General features: G+C 54.5%; 18 protein-coding genes. 4 read left to right on the top strand and 14 right to left on the bottom strand.

The features are described from left to right. Window positions 1-49: 49 nt before the first annotated feature. Both cpxA and C9J03_RS04690 read right to left on the bottom strand, forming a co-directional pair. Entirely contained in the window at window positions 50-1411 is a 1362-nt protein-coding gene (gene cpxA, locus C9J03_RS04695; protein ID WP_044622339.1) for an envelope stress sensor histidine kinase CpxA, read from the bottom strand. Continuing rightward, complete coding sequence (locus C9J03_RS04690) at window positions 1411-2103, bottom strand: response regulator (protein WP_044622340.1); 693 nt, start codon at window positions 2101-2103, stop codon at window positions 1411-1413. The genes cpxA and C9J03_RS04690 overlap by 1 nt, the downstream gene beginning before the upstream one ends. Window positions 2104-2293: 190 nt before the next feature. Here C9J03_RS04690 and C9J03_RS04685 point away from each other — a divergent pair, with 190 nt between their 5' ends. Then, the gene (locus C9J03_RS04685) at window positions 2294-2797 is read left to right on the top strand and encodes a CpxP family protein (protein WP_044622341.1); all 504 of its coding nucleotides are present in this window, start codon (window positions 2294-2296) and stop codon (window positions 2795-2797) included. A 242-nt stretch (window positions 2798-3039) separates the two neighbouring features. On the opposite strand, the gene C9J03_RS27090 is transcribed toward C9J03_RS04685, so the two are convergent. Beyond that, the gene (locus C9J03_RS27090) at window positions 3040-3165 is read right to left on the bottom strand and encodes a hypothetical protein (RefSeq protein ID WP_276329424.1); all 126 of its coding nucleotides are present in this window, start codon (window positions 3163-3165) and stop codon (window positions 3040-3042) included. Between the two features lie 186 nt (window positions 3166-3351). On the opposite strand from C9J03_RS27090, the gene pfkA reads away from it, so the two are divergent. Beyond that, window positions 3352-4314: a 6-phosphofructokinase gene (pfkA, locus tag C9J03_RS04680; protein ID WP_039458612.1), complete on the top strand. Its 963-nt coding sequence runs from the start codon at window positions 3352-3354 to the stop codon at window positions 4312-4314. A 123-nt stretch (window positions 4315-4437) separates the two neighbouring features. Here pfkA and tpiA read toward each other — a convergent pair whose 3' ends face one another. Beyond that, window positions 4438-5208 (bottom strand): triose-phosphate isomerase, encoded by a 771-nt coding sequence (gene tpiA, locus C9J03_RS04675; RefSeq protein ID WP_039458615.1) that lies wholly within the window; start codon window positions 5206-5208, stop codon window positions 4438-4440. A gap of 449 nt (window positions 5209-5657) precedes the next feature. On the opposite strand from tpiA, the gene C9J03_RS04670 reads away from it, so the two are divergent. After that, window positions 5658-6005, top strand: a complete 348-nt coding sequence (locus C9J03_RS04670) for a 5-carboxymethyl-2-hydroxymuconate Delta-isomerase (protein ID WP_044622342.1) — start codon at window positions 5658-5660, stop codon at window positions 6003-6005. On the opposite strand, the gene C9J03_RS04665 is transcribed toward C9J03_RS04670, so the two are convergent. The 6 genes from C9J03_RS04665 to C9J03_RS04640 all read right to left on the bottom strand — a co-directional run bounded on the left by C9J03_RS04665 (window position 6002) and on the right by C9J03_RS04640 (window position 11748). After that, window positions 6002-6331, bottom strand: coding sequence for a DUF3135 domain-containing protein (locus tag C9J03_RS04665; RefSeq protein ID WP_044622343.1), 330 nt, complete (start codon window positions 6329-6331; stop codon window positions 6002-6004). The two genes, C9J03_RS04670 and C9J03_RS04665, sit on opposite strands and share 4 nt — an antisense overlap. Before the next feature lie 178 nt (window positions 6332-6509). Further along, a complete protein-coding gene (locus tag C9J03_RS04660) occupies window positions 6510-7253 on the bottom strand; it encodes a ferredoxin--NADP reductase (RefSeq protein ID WP_044622344.1) in 744 nt (247 codons plus the stop codon). Between the two features lie 13 nt (window positions 7254-7266). Further along, window positions 7267-7884 (bottom strand): helix-turn-helix transcriptional regulator, encoded by a 618-nt coding sequence (locus C9J03_RS04655; protein ID WP_039458627.1) that lies wholly within the window; start codon window positions 7882-7884, stop codon window positions 7267-7269. Between the two features lie 168 nt (window positions 7885-8052). Further along, entirely contained in the window at window positions 8053-9060 is a 1008-nt protein-coding gene (glpX, locus tag C9J03_RS04650; RefSeq protein ID WP_044622345.1) for a class II fructose-bisphosphatase, read from the bottom strand. 220 nt (window positions 9061-9280) lie between these two features. After that, a complete protein-coding gene (gene glpK / locus C9J03_RS04645) occupies window positions 9281-10795 on the bottom strand; it encodes a glycerol kinase GlpK (RefSeq protein ID WP_044622346.1) in 1515 nt (504 codons plus the stop codon). Between the two features lie 104 nt (window positions 10796-10899). Next, a complete protein-coding gene (locus C9J03_RS04640; RefSeq protein WP_044622347.1) occupies window positions 10900-11748 on the bottom strand; it encodes an MIP/aquaporin family protein in 849 nt (282 codons plus the stop codon). Between the two features lie 658 nt (window positions 11749-12406). Here C9J03_RS04640 and zapB point away from each other — a divergent pair. Beyond that, entirely contained in the window at window positions 12407-12649 is a 243-nt protein-coding gene (zapB, locus tag C9J03_RS04635; protein WP_039458641.1) for a cell division protein ZapB, read from the top strand. Window positions 12650-12753: 104 nt separating this feature from the next. Here the strand turns inward: zapB and rraA are convergent, their stop codons facing one another. The 4 genes from rraA to hslV form a co-directional block, all read right to left on the bottom strand. Next, window positions 12754-13239, bottom strand: a complete 486-nt coding sequence (rraA, locus tag C9J03_RS04630; RefSeq protein WP_044622348.1) for a ribonuclease E activity regulator RraA — start codon at window positions 13237-13239, stop codon at window positions 12754-12756. Window positions 13240-13373: 134 nt separating this feature from the next. Beyond that, window positions 13374-14285 carry a 1,4-dihydroxy-2-naphthoate polyprenyltransferase gene (locus tag C9J03_RS04625; RefSeq protein WP_044622349.1) on the bottom strand — a complete coding sequence of 304 codons (912 nt, stop codon included), beginning with the start codon at window positions 14283-14285 and terminating at the stop codon, window positions 13374-13376. Between the two features lie 141 nt (window positions 14286-14426). Continuing rightward, window positions 14427-15758, bottom strand: a complete 1332-nt coding sequence (gene hslU / locus C9J03_RS04620) for an HslU--HslV peptidase ATPase subunit (RefSeq protein WP_044622350.1) — start codon at window positions 15756-15758, stop codon at window positions 14427-14429. Window positions 15759-15767: 9 nt separating this feature from the next. Then, entirely contained in the window at window positions 15768-16295 is a 528-nt protein-coding gene (gene hslV, locus C9J03_RS04615) for an ATP-dependent protease subunit HslV (protein ID WP_039469076.1), read from the bottom strand. Window positions 16296-16405 lie beyond the last annotated feature (110 nt).

Here is a 16405-nt window from a genome sequence, read left to right as displayed (position 1 = left end):
GGCAAGCGGCGACCTGGTTGCAGGCCGCTGTTTGCGTTGGTCATGGCGGCTAGCGCGATAGCGGCAGGGTGATGGTGACCTTGAGCCCGCCCAGCTCGCTGCGGCAGGCCTGGATGGTGCCGCTGTGCTGGCGGATGGCGCTTTCGGTGATGGCTAGCCCTAGCCCGGTGCCGCCGCTGCTGCGATCCCGTGCGGTTGAAACGCGGTAGAACGGGCGGAAAATATCGTCCAGCTCATTGTCGGGGACGCCTTCGCCGTTGTCTTCGACCATGATACAAAGGTGCTTTGTCTGGGCCTCAAAGCAGATCCGGATATGATCGTTACCGTATTTGATGGCATTGCGGACGACGTTCTCCAACGCGCTGATCAGCAAGTTGGGGTTACCGTGCAACGGCCACTCTTCCAGCGGGGTGTAGTCCAGCTGCTTGCCGCACTGCTCGGCCTCGAAGCGGGCATCTTCCAGCATGTCATACCACAGCGAGGTGGCATCGGTGTGCTCCCGCTGCTCGTGGCTGTTGACCTGCATCCGAGACAGCTCCAGCAACTCCGCAATCATGATTTCCAGCCGCTCGGCCTCGGTATCTATCCGTGTCAGCTCGTTGCTCTCGCCTTGTTTGCGCTTGGCCAGGGCGGTAGCCATTCGCAACCGGGTCAGCGGTGAGCGCAACTCATGGCTGATATCGGACAGCAAGCGCTGCTGGCCGCCAATCATATGGTTGATAGCCTGCACCATCTGGTTGAAGCTGGCGCCTGCCTGCTTGAATTCCTTCGAGCCGGACTCGAGCTGGGGATCGGCCTCGAACTCCCCTTTGGCTACCCGCTCGGCGGCATTTTGTAAGCGGCGGGCCGGTAGGGATATGGCCCAGGCCAACCACAGCAGCAACGGGGTACTGACCAGCATGGTCAGCAGCAGTAGCTGGAAAGGCCTGTCTAGGATCTGGATGAAAAACGGCGGCGGCTCTCTGACGATCCGGCCGACATACATCAATAAGGTGTCGCCCTTGTGCTGGACCTCAAACGGGCCGGCCATCATCCAGCGGCCATAGAGCTTCTGTTTGGGCTCACTGGGGCTGTCGGCCATGGTAATGAAGTTGCGCAGTGCCTTGTTGTTGCGCCGCGGGGAAATGACATTGCCATCTGTGGTGGTGAAGTAGAGCTGGAACCCTTTGTGACGGCTTTGGTCGGTAAAGCGGCTAAGTTTTTTCTCCAGCGAGCCGCCATCGCGGGCGATCTGGCTGGAAATACTGGCGGCCGACTCCTGGAATCGCTCTTGCTGCGGCTGAGGAATGGTGTGCTGGGTACGCGGGTCCAGGTTGGGCAGCAACAGCAGCACCAGGACTACCAGCAACAAAGTTAGCCAGAATACCGCAAAGATACGGCCATACAGGCTGGAAAAGCGCGGCAGCTTCATTACGCGTCCTCGACCAGCAGGTAGCCCTTGCCACGCAGGGTCTTGATCCATGGCTTGCCGTCATCGCGCTCGGGCAGCTTCTTGCGCAGGTTAGAAACATGCATGTCGATGGCACGGTCGAACGGGGCCAGCCGCTTGCCAAGGACCTCGAGGCTGAGTTCGTTCTTGGCAATGATCTTGCCCGGATGCTGGACAAAGTAGCTGAGTAGTGCCAGCTCGGTGCCGGTCATCTCGATAGGGTTGCCGTGGCAAAGTACTTCCTGCCGGCCTGGGTATATTTCGATCTCCTGATAGTTCAGGCACTCGGGCCCAGCCTTGGTGGCGGTATTCCGGTTTTGGGTCCGGCGCAGGATAGCGCGAATGCGGGCCAGCAGCTCCCGATCGCTAAAGGGCTTGGGCATATAGTCATCGGCGCCCAGCTCCAGCCCGAGTACCCGGTCTATTTCTTCGCCCTTGGCGGTCAGCATCAACACCGGGGTTTCATGCTTCTCACGCAGGCGACGCAGCATCTCGGTACCGTTCATGACCGGCATCATCACGTCGAGCAAGATCAGATCAATGCTGTCGTCGACCTTGGCCAATCCTTCCTCGCCATTATTGGCCTCGACAACCTCAAACCCTTCCATATCGAGAATGTCGGACAGCAAGGAGGTCAATTCGGTATCATCATCAACAAGCAGGATTTTGGCCATAGTCTCTACCTTTAAAAAGCAACAGCGATAAGGTAAGTATCCCTAATCGTTGCAGGGTCGCCAAGTAAAACTGGTTTGGCTTTACGCAGTTTTACGTTTACCAGACAGCCCTTTACCTTGTAGGGGGTAAGCTATATCCGTACCTGAGATTACGGCGCTGCAACAGCAGCCTCTAATGGAGAAGAACATAATGATGACTTTCAAAAAAACAATGGCGCTAGCAATTGCCCTTCCTCTAGCCCTTGGCTCTGCCTCTGCTCTGGCTTACGGTGGCGGCAAGCACCACAACGGCCAAGGCGGTAAAGGTGGCTGCGGCATGGATGACAGCCGGATGTTCCGCCAGTTGGATCTGACCGATGCGCAGAAGACCGAGCTGAAAGAGCTGCGCCAGACCAACAGGGACGCGATGCGCGGCACGATGGCTGAGCGCCATGCCGAGATGCAGGCACAACACCAGAAAATGCAACAGCTTATGCTGAGCGAAAACTTCGACGAAGCCCAGGTTCGCGCCCTGGCCGAAGAGATGTCCCAGCAGCAGGTTGAGCGCCGCGTTGCCATGCTCAAGCAGCGCCACGAAATGATGCAGGTGCTGACTGCCGATCAGAAGACCAAGCTGCAGGAGCTACAGGCTGAGCGTGCTGAAAAGTGCCAGGCCCGAATTGAGCAGCGCCTAGAGCGTAAGCAAGCGAACTAATCGCTGTCAGTTGATTTACCAAAGCCGCCAAAGCACTTGGCGGCTTTTTTATTGCTTGTAGCCCAAGGGGAGGCGTTGTAAAACATCGATTTGAATTAATTTGTTATTAATTTTCGTCATAAAAAAGCTATACTGCGGGGTATTGCCCAGCCCTGTGCATGATGTCAGGTGTGATAATCAAGGATGAGTTCACAATCACCCGCGGTCTTCCTCCTCACTTGGCACAACTGGAGGCTCTGGTGTCAGCCGTTATACTGAAGAAGTAGAGGTATGCCGGACAAGCGCAATGGCGCTTGCGGTACCAGTCCATAGGCGAGCTGTTTGTAGATCTCGATAGCGATATGAAGCGGCGATACTCCCCGCGTCATGGTGCAGTTGCAGGCTATCGTGATATGAATCAACAAATTTTTTTATCAAAATTGTAATACTCCTACATTAGTAGGAAAGTTACAGTTTTCATGAGGTGGGGTCGGTATTGGCCCTGGGTCGAGCGGGGGAACCTCGGCCACTCATGTCGGATTTGAATTTTCATTTCCCAAAGTCAGAGGGTAACCATGATTAAGAAGATTGGTGTATTGACCAGTGGTGGTGACGCACCTGGTATGAACGCGGCTGTTCGCGGTGTTGTTCGTGCAGCATTGTCTGAAGGCCTGGAAGTTTACGGTGTTTACGACGGCTATCAGGGCCTGCACCAGAACCGTATTGAAAAGCTGACTCGCTCAAGCGTATCAGACGTCATCAACAAAGGCGGTACATTCCTGGGTTCTGCTCGTTTTCCTGAGTTTAAGGAAGAGAAAGTTCGCCAGCAAGCGATCGAAAACCTGAAGATCCACGGTATCGACGCACTGGTTGTGATCGGTGGTGACGGTTCGTACATGGGTGCGAAGAAGCTGACTGAAATGGGCTACCCATGTATCGGTCTACCGGGCACAATTGATAACGACGTTGCAGGTACTGACTACACCATCGGTTACCTGACGGCGCTGAACACGGTTATCGATGCGATTGACCGCCTGCGTGACACGTCTTCTTCTCACCAGCGCATTTCGATTGTTGAGGTAATGGGCCGCCACTGTGGCGATCTGACCCTGATGTCTGCGATTGCCGGTGGTTGTGAGTACATCATTACACCAGAAACGGGCCTGAACAAAGAAGAGCTGCTAGCGAAGATCAAAGAAGGGATCTACAAAGGCAAGAAGCATGCGATTATCGCTCTTACCGAATTGATGACCGATGCCAACGAGCTGGCGAAGTACATCGAAGACGAAACCGGCCGCGAAACACGTGCAACTGTGCTGGGCCACATCCAGCGCGGTGGTCAGCCTACAGCCTTCGACCGTATCTTGGCATCACGCATGGGTGCCTACGCGGTGGATCTGCTGATGGAAGGTCACGGTGGCCGTTGTGTGGGAATCCAGAACGAGCAGATGGTACACCACGACATCATCGATGCTATCGAGAATATGAAGCGTCCAGTGCGCAAAGATCTGTACGAGTTGGCTGACAAGCTGTTCTAAGATCTGCTGTGATAGAAAAAGCCGGCCGAGTGCCGGTTTTTTTATGCCGCTGCCGTTGTGGCTGCAACAAAAAAGCTACCCGAGGGTAGCTTTTCTATTTGTTGTTCTTAGCCAAGAACAGGATTATTTCTTCGCTTCAGCTGCGGCTTTAGCGATTGCTGCGAAGCTGGCTGCGTCTAGCGCTGCACCGCCAACTAGCGCGCCGTCGATGTCTGGCTGTGCGAAGTAAGCGGCAGCGTTTTCTGGCTTAACTGAACCGCCGTACTGGATCACAACTTTCTTCGCTACTTCTTCGCTCTTCTCAGCGATGTGAGCACGGATAGCGGCGTGGATGCGCTGTGCGTCATCAGCGGTTGCTGCTTTACCGGTACCGATAGCCCAGATTGGTTCGTAAGCGATGATCGCACCTTCAAGCGCTTCAACACCTTGAGTGTTGATCACTGCGTCGATTTGACGAGCACAAACTGCAACTGTTTCGCCAGCTTCGTTCTGTGCTTCTGACTCACCGATACATAGTACAGGTGTTAGGCCGTGCTCTTTTAGGAACGCGAACTTCTTGGCAACGAACTCGTCAGACTCGTTGTGGTAGTCGCGACGCTCAGAGTGACCGATGATGATGTGGCTTGCACCAAAGTCTTTCAGCATCTCTGGAGAGATATCGCCAGTGAAAGCACCGCTCGCGTTAACGTCAACGTTCTGTGCACCTAGGATGATTTTGCTCTCAGCTTTGCCGATCAGTTGCTCAGCCAGGTCAAGGTACATAGCTGGTGGCGCAACGGCAACGTCTACACCTTCAAGACCCTTAAGTTCAGCATCAAGGCCCTTAAGAAGGTTAGATACCATTTCTTTGCTACCGTTAAGCTTCCAGTTACCCATAACCACAGGATGGCGCATAGCTTTTCTCCATATCAAATTGACTTAAAAAATACTCAATAGCTTAGCATACAGCCCGGGGGAGCTACCCGCCATTAGCGGTGCTAAACACTAGGCTATAGAGTATCACTGGACGGGGTTGCCTGCGGTCTTATCTGTTAACACCGAAAGCAGCGCCAACATTACCACAGCTTAGGAAATCAATTTCCTGTCCGAAATCATATCTGTGCTCGGTTGTACCCTTTTCCCCGCCAAAAGTGAACCGCTACGCGGGAATTTTTTTCACACTGGTGCGAATCGCACCATGGCGGGGAAAAAAAAGACAGTGATCCGTGATTGAAATATAGCCTGTATCTTTGGCGTCGTGGGATAAGATCCGCTAAGGTTGAGGCCCATTTTAGGATAAAGCTATGCGAAGTATAGCTTTTTCCGGTCAAAATAAGTGAAGTGTAAAGCGCAAGGAGGAGCGGATGCCTAACTTAGTGATGGAGTATGCTGAGCCCGTGGTCGAGCGGGTCAATATTCCGGGGCTTCTCGATGATCTACATACCATTTTGCTCGAGTGCGGTATCTTCGAGCCTGAGTCGGTGAAATCGCGCAGCTACCGCTGCCATAATTGGCTGGTGGGCGAGAGCCGCGATCTCGATACCTTCATCCATATCGAGCTGACCATGCTCTCCGGCCGCAGCGCCGAGGTCAAGCGCGAATTATCCCGCGCCCTGATGAGCGCTCTAGAACAGCATGCCAGTACCATCAATAGCCTGACGGTGGATATCCGCGATATGGACAGCGACTGTTTCCTCAAGGTTAGCTGTTAGGCTGATTTGTCTTGTGAGCCCGGCCGGGCAAAGGGCTTTATTTCGGCCTGATGTTCGGTCAGGGTCTGCGGTGCGTTGAGGGCTTGGGCAAACCGCTTGAGCTGCTGCTGCAGCTCTGCCATCAGCATGATATTGGTATGGTTAGGGTTCTTGCCTTTGGCGATCACCTGGTTGATATGGCTCATCTGAGCCCGCAGCCGGGGCTGCATCTCGCTGCTGGCATTGCGGATGATCTCCTCGCTCATTGCCAGCCGCAGGGCTTCGAGCTTCTCCGGCTCCTTCTCGGCCATGGTTCTCAATTCATCAAATGGTGGCAGTGTCTGCATCGTACTTCCCCTTACGCCAAAAACCGCGGTGCGTGGACTGGCGTGATGCCTATCCGCGCGGTTGCTATGCAATAAAGTTAGTTGTCAGCAGGGCGATAAACTGGCTCAGGAATGAGACACGGCAGCATTTTGTCGGGCAGGAAGAAGGGCAAGCCCGGCTGGCCGGGCCTGCCGTAGTTTACCAATAGTGTTCGGTGGTGATTTGACCGGGCTGGCGGCGCAGGTTTTTGCTAAATCCCTTTTGCTCCAATACCGCTTTGGTTTCCCGAACCATTTCAGGGTTACCACACAGCATGATTTGGCTTTGCTCAGGCGTGAGGGTGAGGCCGACATGGCGCTCTAGCATGCCGTCCGCGATGGCCTGGGGGATACGTCCCGGCAGAGCCGGGGGGGCCGGCTCCCGGCTGACGAAGGGCTGGACGATCAGCTGCTCCGGGTACAGCTCTTTAAGCGTATTGATCTCGGCCTGATAGCTCAGGTCAGCCGAAAAGCGTACCGCATGGACCAGCACGATTTTGCGAAATCGCTGCCAGGCCGCGGACTCGCGCAGGATGGAGAGGTATGGGCCGATGGCGGTACCGGTTGCCAGCAACCATAGGTGATCGCTGTCAGGAACCTCCTCCAAGGTGAAGAAGCCGTTGGCGCGGGCGGAGATGAATACCTGCTGGCCAGGCTTGAGGGCGTGGAGCCGGGGGGAGAGCAGGCCGTCGGCGACTCGGGTGGCATAGACTTCGATCTGATTGCTAGAGGGAGGGTTAACGAAGGAGTAGGCGCGCTGGATCATTTTGCCGTCGATCTCCAGCCCCAGCTTGGTAAACTGGCCAGCTTTGAACGGCTCGATATTGGCTTGCAGCACTAAGCTGAACAAGTCATTGTTCCAATGACGGTTTTTGATAACCTCTGCAGGGATCCAGTCAGCCATAATGTTCTCCTCGTTATGATTTTATTATTCGATATGCACAGCGCCTCTCTCCGGCAATGATGTGTTCCTGTCTGTTGACCTGGTATTCGCTGCCCAGCAGGCGTTGGAAAACTGCCAGCTCGGACTGGCACAGTGATGGGCAGCGTTGGGCCGCGTGGCATATCGGGCAGTGGTTTTCTATCAGCACGAAATCTTCACCGTCCTGATGAAGCTCGGCCATGTAACCTTCCCGCTCCCTGAGTGTAGTCAGGATTTGCAGTTTTTCTGCGATATTTTCCACCCCGGCCAGTTGGGCTTGGTATTGTTCAAAGGTTTGAGCCTCTCGCCGATCGACAACTTTGCTCAGCCCATCCAGGCCAAACAACTCTTCGACAGAATCAAGCATTTGAATAATAAGATCGCCATGGCGATCGGCAAAACGGCGATGGCCTTTTTGGGTCAGGCGCCAATGGCGGGTTGGCCGGCCGACTTTGGCTTTGATGTCTTCGAAGTCGACTAGGCCATCTTCTTCTAGCCCCTGAAGGTGTTGGCGCACTCCCATGGTGGTGAGCTGGAAGTCCTCGGCCAGCATCTTGGCGGTAACCGGGCCGTCACGCTTCATCCGGTAGAGTATTTTGTCGATGGTTTTCATGGCCACCCCAGGTAACAAGTTAGCATAGTTAATTATGTAGTCAGGTTGGTAAATAAAGCAACAACTTTACAAAGTCAAAACGCGGCAGGTGGTAAGTAGGGCAGCTGTGGGGGGGCGGAGACAAAAAAGCGCGCCGATTGGCGCGCTAGATAGAAGAAGAGCGATATCTTACAGGATGTGGCCCTTGATAGCGTCGTCTTTGCGATCCAGGTAGTGGGTCGACTTGATTCGACGGATAGTACGGCACTTGCCGCGGATCAGTAGGGTTTCCGTGGTCGCGATGTTGCCCTGGCGGCTGATGCCATCCAGCAGATCACCCTTGGTGATGCCAGTACCGGCGAAGATCACGTTATCGCTCTGTGCCATGTCTTCCATGCGCAGCACGGTGTTTGGCTCGATACCCATTTCACGGCAGCGGTCGATTTCCATCTGGCCGTGCTCGCGGTTTTCCGGTGTGTCGCCTTTGACTTCGTGGCGAGGAAGCAGGCGGCCGTGCATGTCACCGCCCAGCGCGCGGATTGCGGCGGCAGAGACCACCCCTTCTGGCGCGCCGCCGATGCAGTACATAATATCGACTTCGCTGTCAGGCATACAGGTCAGGATAGATGCCGCAACATCGCCGTCTGGTACGGCGTAGACGCGGATACCCATGGCTTGCATCTCGGCAATAACCGCATCGTGGCGCGGTTTCGCCAGCGTGATCACAACCAGGCTTTCCAGGGTCTTGCCCAGGGCTGCAGCCGTTGCTTCCAGGTTTTCTGCCAGCGGCTTGCTCAGATCAATCACGCCTTTGGCACCCGGGCCGACAACCAGCTTTTCCATGTACATGTCAGGCGCTTTGAGGAAAGAGCCTTTCTCGCCAGCGGCCAGTACCGCCAGGGCATTGTTCTGGCCCATCGCTGTCATGCGGGTCCCTTCGATTGGGTCTACCGCGATATCTACTGCATCACCGCCGGTACCGACCTTCTCGCCGATGTAAAGCATAGGCGCTTCATCAATTTCGCCTTCACCGATTACGATTTCACCTTCAATCTCGGTTTGGTTAAGCAGCGAGCGCATAACCTCAACCGCAGCACCGTCTGCTGCATTCTTGTCGCCACGGCCTAGCCATTTGTAGCCAGCCAGTGCAGCGCCTTCAGTGACACGAGAAAATGCCATCGCCAAATCGCGTTTCATGATTACTCCAGAAATAGAAATCAGTGGGCTAGGGCCTGTAGGCTACAGGCCCGAATAAATCTGGCGGCGATTCTAACACAGGTTGCAAGGAAACGTTTGCGTTAGCGCAAAAATGTTTATTTCTTGGTGGTTCGCCGCCAGTCGACGAAAAAAGGCCTGCTAGTGCAGGCCTTGATAGAAAACTTGGGTAACGCTTGAAGCGTGTACTACGGGACGGGAATTAGATGTCGTCTTCGACTGCCCAGCCCTTGGCACACTCGACTGCGCGCTTCCAGCCGTTGTAACGGCGGTTACGCTTGCCATCGTCGTTGCAGGCGACGAACTTGCGATCCAATACCGCTTTGTCTTTCAGTTCATCGATACTGCCCCAGAAGCCAACAGCCAGACCAGCGAGGTAGGCGGAGCCCAGTGCGGTGACTTCGGTAACCACGGGACGATGGACTTCGGTATCAAGGATGTCTGACTGGAACTGCATCAGGAAGTTATTGGCCACGGCACCACCGTCGACACGCAGGGTACCCAGCTTGATGCCGGAGTCAGCCTGCATCGCATCCAGTACGTCACGGGTCTGGTAGGCGACACTTTCCAGCGTTGCACGGATGATGTGGTTGCTGTTTACGCCACGAGTCAGGCCGACGATAGCACCACGGGCATATGGGTCCCAGTATGGGGCGCCAAGGCCGGTGAATGCAGGAACGACATAGACCCCATTGGCACTACCGACTTTTTCGGCGAAGTATTCGGAGTCTTTGGCGTCATCAAGCAATTTCACTTCATCGCGTAACCACTGGATAGAGGCGCCGCCCATAAATACCGCACCCTCAAGGGCGTAAGCCACTTCGCCTTTAGGGCCGCATGCCAGCGTGGTCAGCAGGCCGTTGTGCGAGGTCACTTTTTCCTTACCGGTATTCATCAGTAGGAAACAGCCCGTTCCGTAGGTGTTCTTGGCCTGGCCTGGTTCCACACACATCTGGCCGAATAGGGCTGCTTGCTGGTCACCGGCAATACCGGCGATTGGAATACGGGTACCGCCCTTACCACCGATGTTGGTTTCGCCGTAGACCTCAGACGACGATTTCACTTCCGGCATCATAGAAAGCGGAATATCCAGTGCTTTGAGAAGTTTTTCGTCCCACTCCAGGGTGTTGATGTTGAACACCATGGTGCGCGAAGCATTGGTGTAGTCGGTAACGTGGACGCGTCCCTGGGTCATCTTCCAGATCAACCAGGTATCCACGGTACCGAACAGCAAGTTACCGGCTTCGGCCTCTTCGCGGGCGCCTTCGACATTGTCGAGGATCCACTTGATTTTAGTGCCAGAGAAGTAAGGGTCGACCACCAGACCGGTGTTTTCGCGGATGTATTCTTCCAGGCCGGCTTTTTTCAGCTCTTCACAGGTATCTGCCGTACGGCGGCACTGCCATACAATGGCGTTGTAAACCGGCTTACCTGTGTTCTTGTTCCAGACAATGGTGGTTTCGCGCTGGTTGGTAATACCGATACCAGCGACTTGGTCCGAGCGGATCCCAGCTTTGGCCAGGGCTTCAACCAGTGTTGAGCTCTGGGTCGCATAGATTTCTAGAGGATCATGCTCGACCCATCCAGCCTTGGGGTAAATTTGGGTGAATTCACGCTGTGACGAGCACACAATGTTGGCGTTGTGATCAAGCACCACGGCACGGGAGCTGGTCGTACCCTGATCGAGTGCAACAATGTACTTTTGCTCAGTAGTCATAACGGTTTCCTCTCATTGTCATTATATAAGGGTAGTAGAGTGTGGTGTTCGGATCGGCCTGTGCGGAGGCAGGCCGATAATGTTCTCGCTTTATGAAGTTGTTACTAGGCGTTTGCGGCTTCTTCTGCCGTGTCTTCGCACTGGTTCGGCAGGGTGCAGCGGTTGCCTGGCAAGTAGGCACCGATGGCTTTCGGGTATAGCCAACCACCGAAGGCGGCACCCATGATAGGGGCAAGGATAGGTACAATCATGTACGGGATATCTTTACCACCGGTCAAAGCCATATCACCCCAGCCAGCTAGGAAGGCGAAGAATTTAGGGCCAAAGTCACGGGCCGGGTTCATCGCAAAACCGGTGAGTGGACCGAGTGAGCCACCGATAACCGCAATCAAGATACCGATCAGCAGCGGGCCCATTGCGCCACGTGGCGCGCCGTTTTTCTCATCACCAATTGCCAAGATGGCAAACATCAGTACCGCAGTGATCACAAACTCCACCGCGAAGGCACCGGCAAATGACAGTGCGGCATGCGGGTAGGTCGAGAATATGCCGGCAGTCGCCAGGCTAGCTTCGCTACCACGAACAATACCGTTGGCCGCTTCGAACTCGATGAACAGGTTGCTGTACAGGCTGTAGATCAGCGCCGCGGTGCAGAAAGCACCGAGTAGCTGGGCAGCAATGTATGGCAGGACTTTACGCTTATCGAAGCCGTGGAAAAGGGCAAGGGCAATGGTGACGGCTGGGTTGATATGGGCGCCGGAGACACCCGCGGTACAGTAGATGGCGATGGCCACACCAAGGCCCCACATAATACTGATCTCCCACTGGCCGAACTCGGCCCCTGTCAGCACCAGAGCGGCGACACAGCCGACGCCGAAGAAGATCAGCAGCCCAGTACCAATGAACTCGGCCAGGCATTCGCCGAGCAGGGTGTGTTGTTTTTGGGTAGTCATTGTTCAGTCCTTTTGTCTAATGTCGTAGGGGTATAGCTATTTTTGTATTTATGTGGGGCTAATGTACTCGAATCTACTAAGAATAAAATTGCCCTGCGCGAAAACTGTGCGTTCGAGCATAAAATGTTTTTTTGTTTTGCGCGTTCGCGCAAACGGTTGCCGTTTTGCGGGAAAATCCCCCATTGCTACTGGTTGCGTAGTTGCTCGGGCGGGGTAAAAATGTGCCTTGATGGTAGGTGTTTGTTTATATAATAAAAAATCCGACCTAAAAAGGTCGGATGTGCCAGAGGGGCAAATTCTTGGAAAATTCCAAGAGAGATACGATCAAGGTAAAAATTAGCATGCTGTTGGTGCATTAAAATAGAGTTTGATCGCAATTCTACGCATTTGGCTGTGTCGCAGGATGAAATTTGTACGGCTTGCTCATTTCTTTTGCCAAGCGGTAATAGCGAGGCGACAGTGGTATTGCAAACACATGGAAAGCAAGGATTTGATTAAATTCGTGCAAAATTTCCCCATTTACGACAAAGCATGGTATTTGTAGATGTCAGAAGGCGGTAGCCTCGTTAGAATAGGCGGTAATTAATCGTAAACGTGCCTGTGGGACGTTGCCTTAAACGGTTAGGGCAAACTGATAGGCTGAATACAGGTGGACAATATGTCATTAGAAATGTTGGAAAAGCTGGAAGCCAAAGTACAAATGGCTGTTGATACAATTTCTCTGCTACAGATGGAAATTGAAGAACTAAAAGAAAAAAATGATAGCCTGGCTGGCGAAGCGCAGGCACTGCGTTCTGGCCGCGAAGAGCTGGAGCAAGAGAATAACAAACTGCGCCATGACCACCAGGCATGGCAGGAGCGTGTTCGCGCGTTGCTGGGCAAAATGGAACACGTGGAATAAGCGTACTTTTGCTGGCAGCCGAAGTGTCTGCTACCAAAAATAAAAACAGAGCCGAAGGGCTCTGTTTTTTTATGTCTGTACAATAGGCGCAACTGGGATAAGCGCTAGTCGATATCCAGCGGCTCGGGGGACAGGATCACACCGGTATTGTCGGCATAGATATGATCTTCCGGCAGGAAGGTGACCCCACCGAAATTGACGGCGATATCCATTTCGCCGATGCCGTTTTCATCGGCGCCGACAGGGATTGAAGCCATGGCCTGAATCCCGATATCCAGCTCGTCGAGATCATCCACGTGGCGGACACAGCCATAAATGATCAACCCTTCCCACTGGTTATCGGCTGCCAGCTGGGCAAGCTCGGCATCGAGTAAAGCTCGGCGCAGCGATCCGCCGCCATCGACCAGCAATACTCGGCCGGCCCCCGGCTCTTGCAGCGCAGTGCGGAGCAGCCCGCAGTCCTCGAAGCATTTGACCGTGGTGACTTGGCCGCCGAAGGAGCTACGACCGCCATAGGAGCTGAACATGGGTTCGACGACGTCAACTTTGTCGAGATAGATATCGCATAACTCGGACGTATTGTATTCCATAATCGCGTTTCTTCTGTGGCAATTGAAAAGGGTTAGTTGGCCGCTGGCTGGCGCGGCCAAACTTAACTTGTTGAAAGTATAACTAGTTAATAAGCTTTCGCACAAGGAGATATCCTTGCCGCTAGCATGGTTACTTAGGCGGCAGCCAGCACCACCCCCGCGGCGAACAGCAAGTTGGTCAGCAAAGCGCATTTGACCATGGTCGCCATCATCGGGCGCAGGGCCGCACCGTCAGCCGATTGCAGTACCTGTTTGCCGTGTTTGAACAGCAGCGGGGCACTGAGGATAAACAGCCAGCCGAACGGCGAATGCAGCTCCAGCAAGGCAAACAGTGCCAGACACAGCACGCTGCCAACCAGCAAGAAAAGGTGGTACTTGCGGCCCCATTCCGGCCCCATGCGAACGGCCAGAGTCAGTTTTCCGCACTCGCGATCGTTGTCGATATCGCGCAGGTTGTTGATATTGAGCACGCCCACGGCCAGCAGGCCACAGGCCGTTGCCGGCAGCATAATGATCGAATCAATCTGTCCGGCCTGCAGGTAATAGGTGCCTGCGACACCTAGCCAACCGAAGAACATTAATACCGAAAGATCGCCCAAGCCACGGTAGCCGTAGGGCTTATTGCCTACGGTGTAGGCGATTGAGGCGACAATCGCCATCAGGCCGAGCAGCATGAAACCAACCATATCCTGCAGGTTGTTGGTGGCGATGAAGATCAGGCTCAAGCCGCTGATTGCCGTCAGGGCAATATTGAGCAGCATGGCCTTGCGCATGGCTCCTGGGGTGACCAGACCTGACTGCATGGCGCGCTGCGGTCCCAGCCGCTGGTCGTTATCCGTGCCTTTTACCGCGTCACCGTAGTCATTGGCGAGGTTGGAGAGAATTTGCAATAACAGAGCGGTCAACAGGGCCAGGCCTGCTATGACTGCGGAGAAACTTCCTTGCCATCCTGCTACTGCACTACCACAAACAATTGAGGCGATGGCCAGGGGCAGGGTCTTCGGCCTTGCCGCATCGAGCCAAATTGTGAGAGAAGATGATTTCATAATGTGATTTACCGATAACCGAGTAGGTGCTTATTATGGCGTAACTGTAGCAGGGGGCAACTTTATCGCCACTTTGTTTGTTTGAGAACAAAAAAACGGCACCCGCTGGGGGTGCCGTTTGTTGTCATGCGCTGGGATGGATCACAGGATGAAGCGGCTGAGATCTTCGTCTTCGACTAGCTCGCCCAGGCGTGATGTCACGTAGGTATCGTCGATCACAATCTTGTCGCCGGATTTCTCAGAAGCGTCGTAAGACAGCTCTTCCATCAGACGTTCCATCACCGTGTGCAGCCGGCGGGCACCGATATTCTCGGTACGTTCGTTCACCTGCCATGCCGCTTCGGCCAGCTTGTTGATCCCGCTCTCGGCAAACTCGATGTCCACCGACTCGGTTGCCATCAGGGCTTTGTACTGCTCGGTCAGAGACGCATTCGGCTCGGTCAGGATGCGCTTGAAGTCGTTGCTGGTCAGGGCTTCCAGCTCTACACGGATCGGCAGACGGCCCTGCAGCTCAGGGATCAGGTCTGATGGCTTGGCCACTTGGAAAGCACCAGAGGCCACGAACAGGATGTGGTCGGTACGTACCATGCCGTGCTTGGTTGAGACTGTGCTGCCTTCAACCAGCGGTAGCAGGTCGCGTTGGACACCTTCGCGCGATACATCCGGGCCGGAGGTGTCGCCGCGTTTACAGATCTTGTCAATTTCGTCGAGGAATACGATACCGTTGTTCTCGACCGCGAAGATCGCCTGCTCTTTGAGCTCTTCCTGGTTAACCAGCTTGGCGGCTTCTTCTTCGGTCGCGGCTTTCATCGCGTCCTTGATTTTCATTTTTCGCTTCTTGGTGGTGTTGCCCGCCAGGTTCTGGAACATGCCCTGAAGCTGGTTGGTCATCTCTTCCATGCCTGGAGGCGCCATGATCTCGACACCCATTTGCGGGGCGGCAACATCAATTTCGATTTCCTTGTCATCCAGCTTGCCTTCACGCAGCTTTTTGCGGAATGACTGGCGGGCCGAAGAGTTGTTGTCGGCTTCTTCGTTCTGGCCCCAGGCATCGCGTGCCGGCGGCAGCAGGATATCCAGGATACGGTCTTCGGCCAGTTCTTCGGCGCGGAAGCGCACTTTTTCCATCGCCTGTTGGTGGGTCATCTTCACTGCGACATCCGTCAGATCGCGAATGATGGTTTCGACTTCTTTACCCACGTAGCCCACTTCGGTGAACTTGGTGGCTTCGACCTTGATGAACGGCGCATTGGCCAGTTTGGCCAGGCGGCGGGCAATTTCGGTTTTACCGACACCGGTTGGGCCGATCATAAGAATATTCTTCGGGGTGACTTCGACACGCAGCTCTTCAGGGAGTTGCATGCGGCGCCAGCGGTTACGCAGGGCAATGGCCACTGCACGCTTAGCTTTGTCCTGACCGATAATGTGGCGGTCAAGCTCATGGACGATTTCGCGAGGAGTCATTTCAGACATAGCCCTTCCTTATTTCTCTTCAAGCTCTTCAATGGTGTGGAACTGGTTGGTGAAGACGCAGATATCACCGGCAATTTTCAGTGATTTCTCGGCGATTTCGCGGGCGCTGAGATCGGTGTTCTCCAGCAGGGCTGTTGCTGCGGCTTGGGCGAAGTTGCCGCCTGAGCCAATGGCGATCAGGTCGTTTTCAGGCTGAACCACATCACCGTTACCTGTGATGATCAGCGAGCCGGTCTCATCAGCGACGGCCAGCAGGGCTTCCAGTTTGCGTAGCATACGGTCGGTACGCCAGTCTTTTGCCAGTTCCACTGCCGCTTTTAGCAGGTGGCCTTGGTGCATTTCCAGCTTGCGCTCGAAACGCTCGAATAGGGTGAAGGCGTCCGCTGTACCGCCGGCAAAGCCAGCCAGCACTTTGTTGTTGTATAAACGGCGCACTTTGCGGGCGTTACCTTTCATAACGGTGTTGCCCAGGGATACCTGGCCATCACCAGCGATAACGACTTTACCGTTTCGACGAACAGATACGATAGTTGTCACGGTCTTACCTCTTTTGGTCTGCTCCGGCCAATTGCCGGTCTCGATATATTGCAGATCTGGGGACGGGGTGAAGAAGTTTCAAGGGGAAAAAGAAAAGGATGAAGGGTAAA

Origin of the sequence: Photobacterium gaetbulicola (genome assembly GCF_003025515.1) — a bacterium.
Taxonomy (GTDB): Bacteria; Pseudomonadota; Gammaproteobacteria; order Enterobacterales; family Vibrionaceae; genus Photobacterium; species Photobacterium gaetbulicola.
The sequence above is the reverse complement of the archived record's forward strand: the minus strand, read 5'-3'. Positions and strand labels throughout refer to the sequence as shown.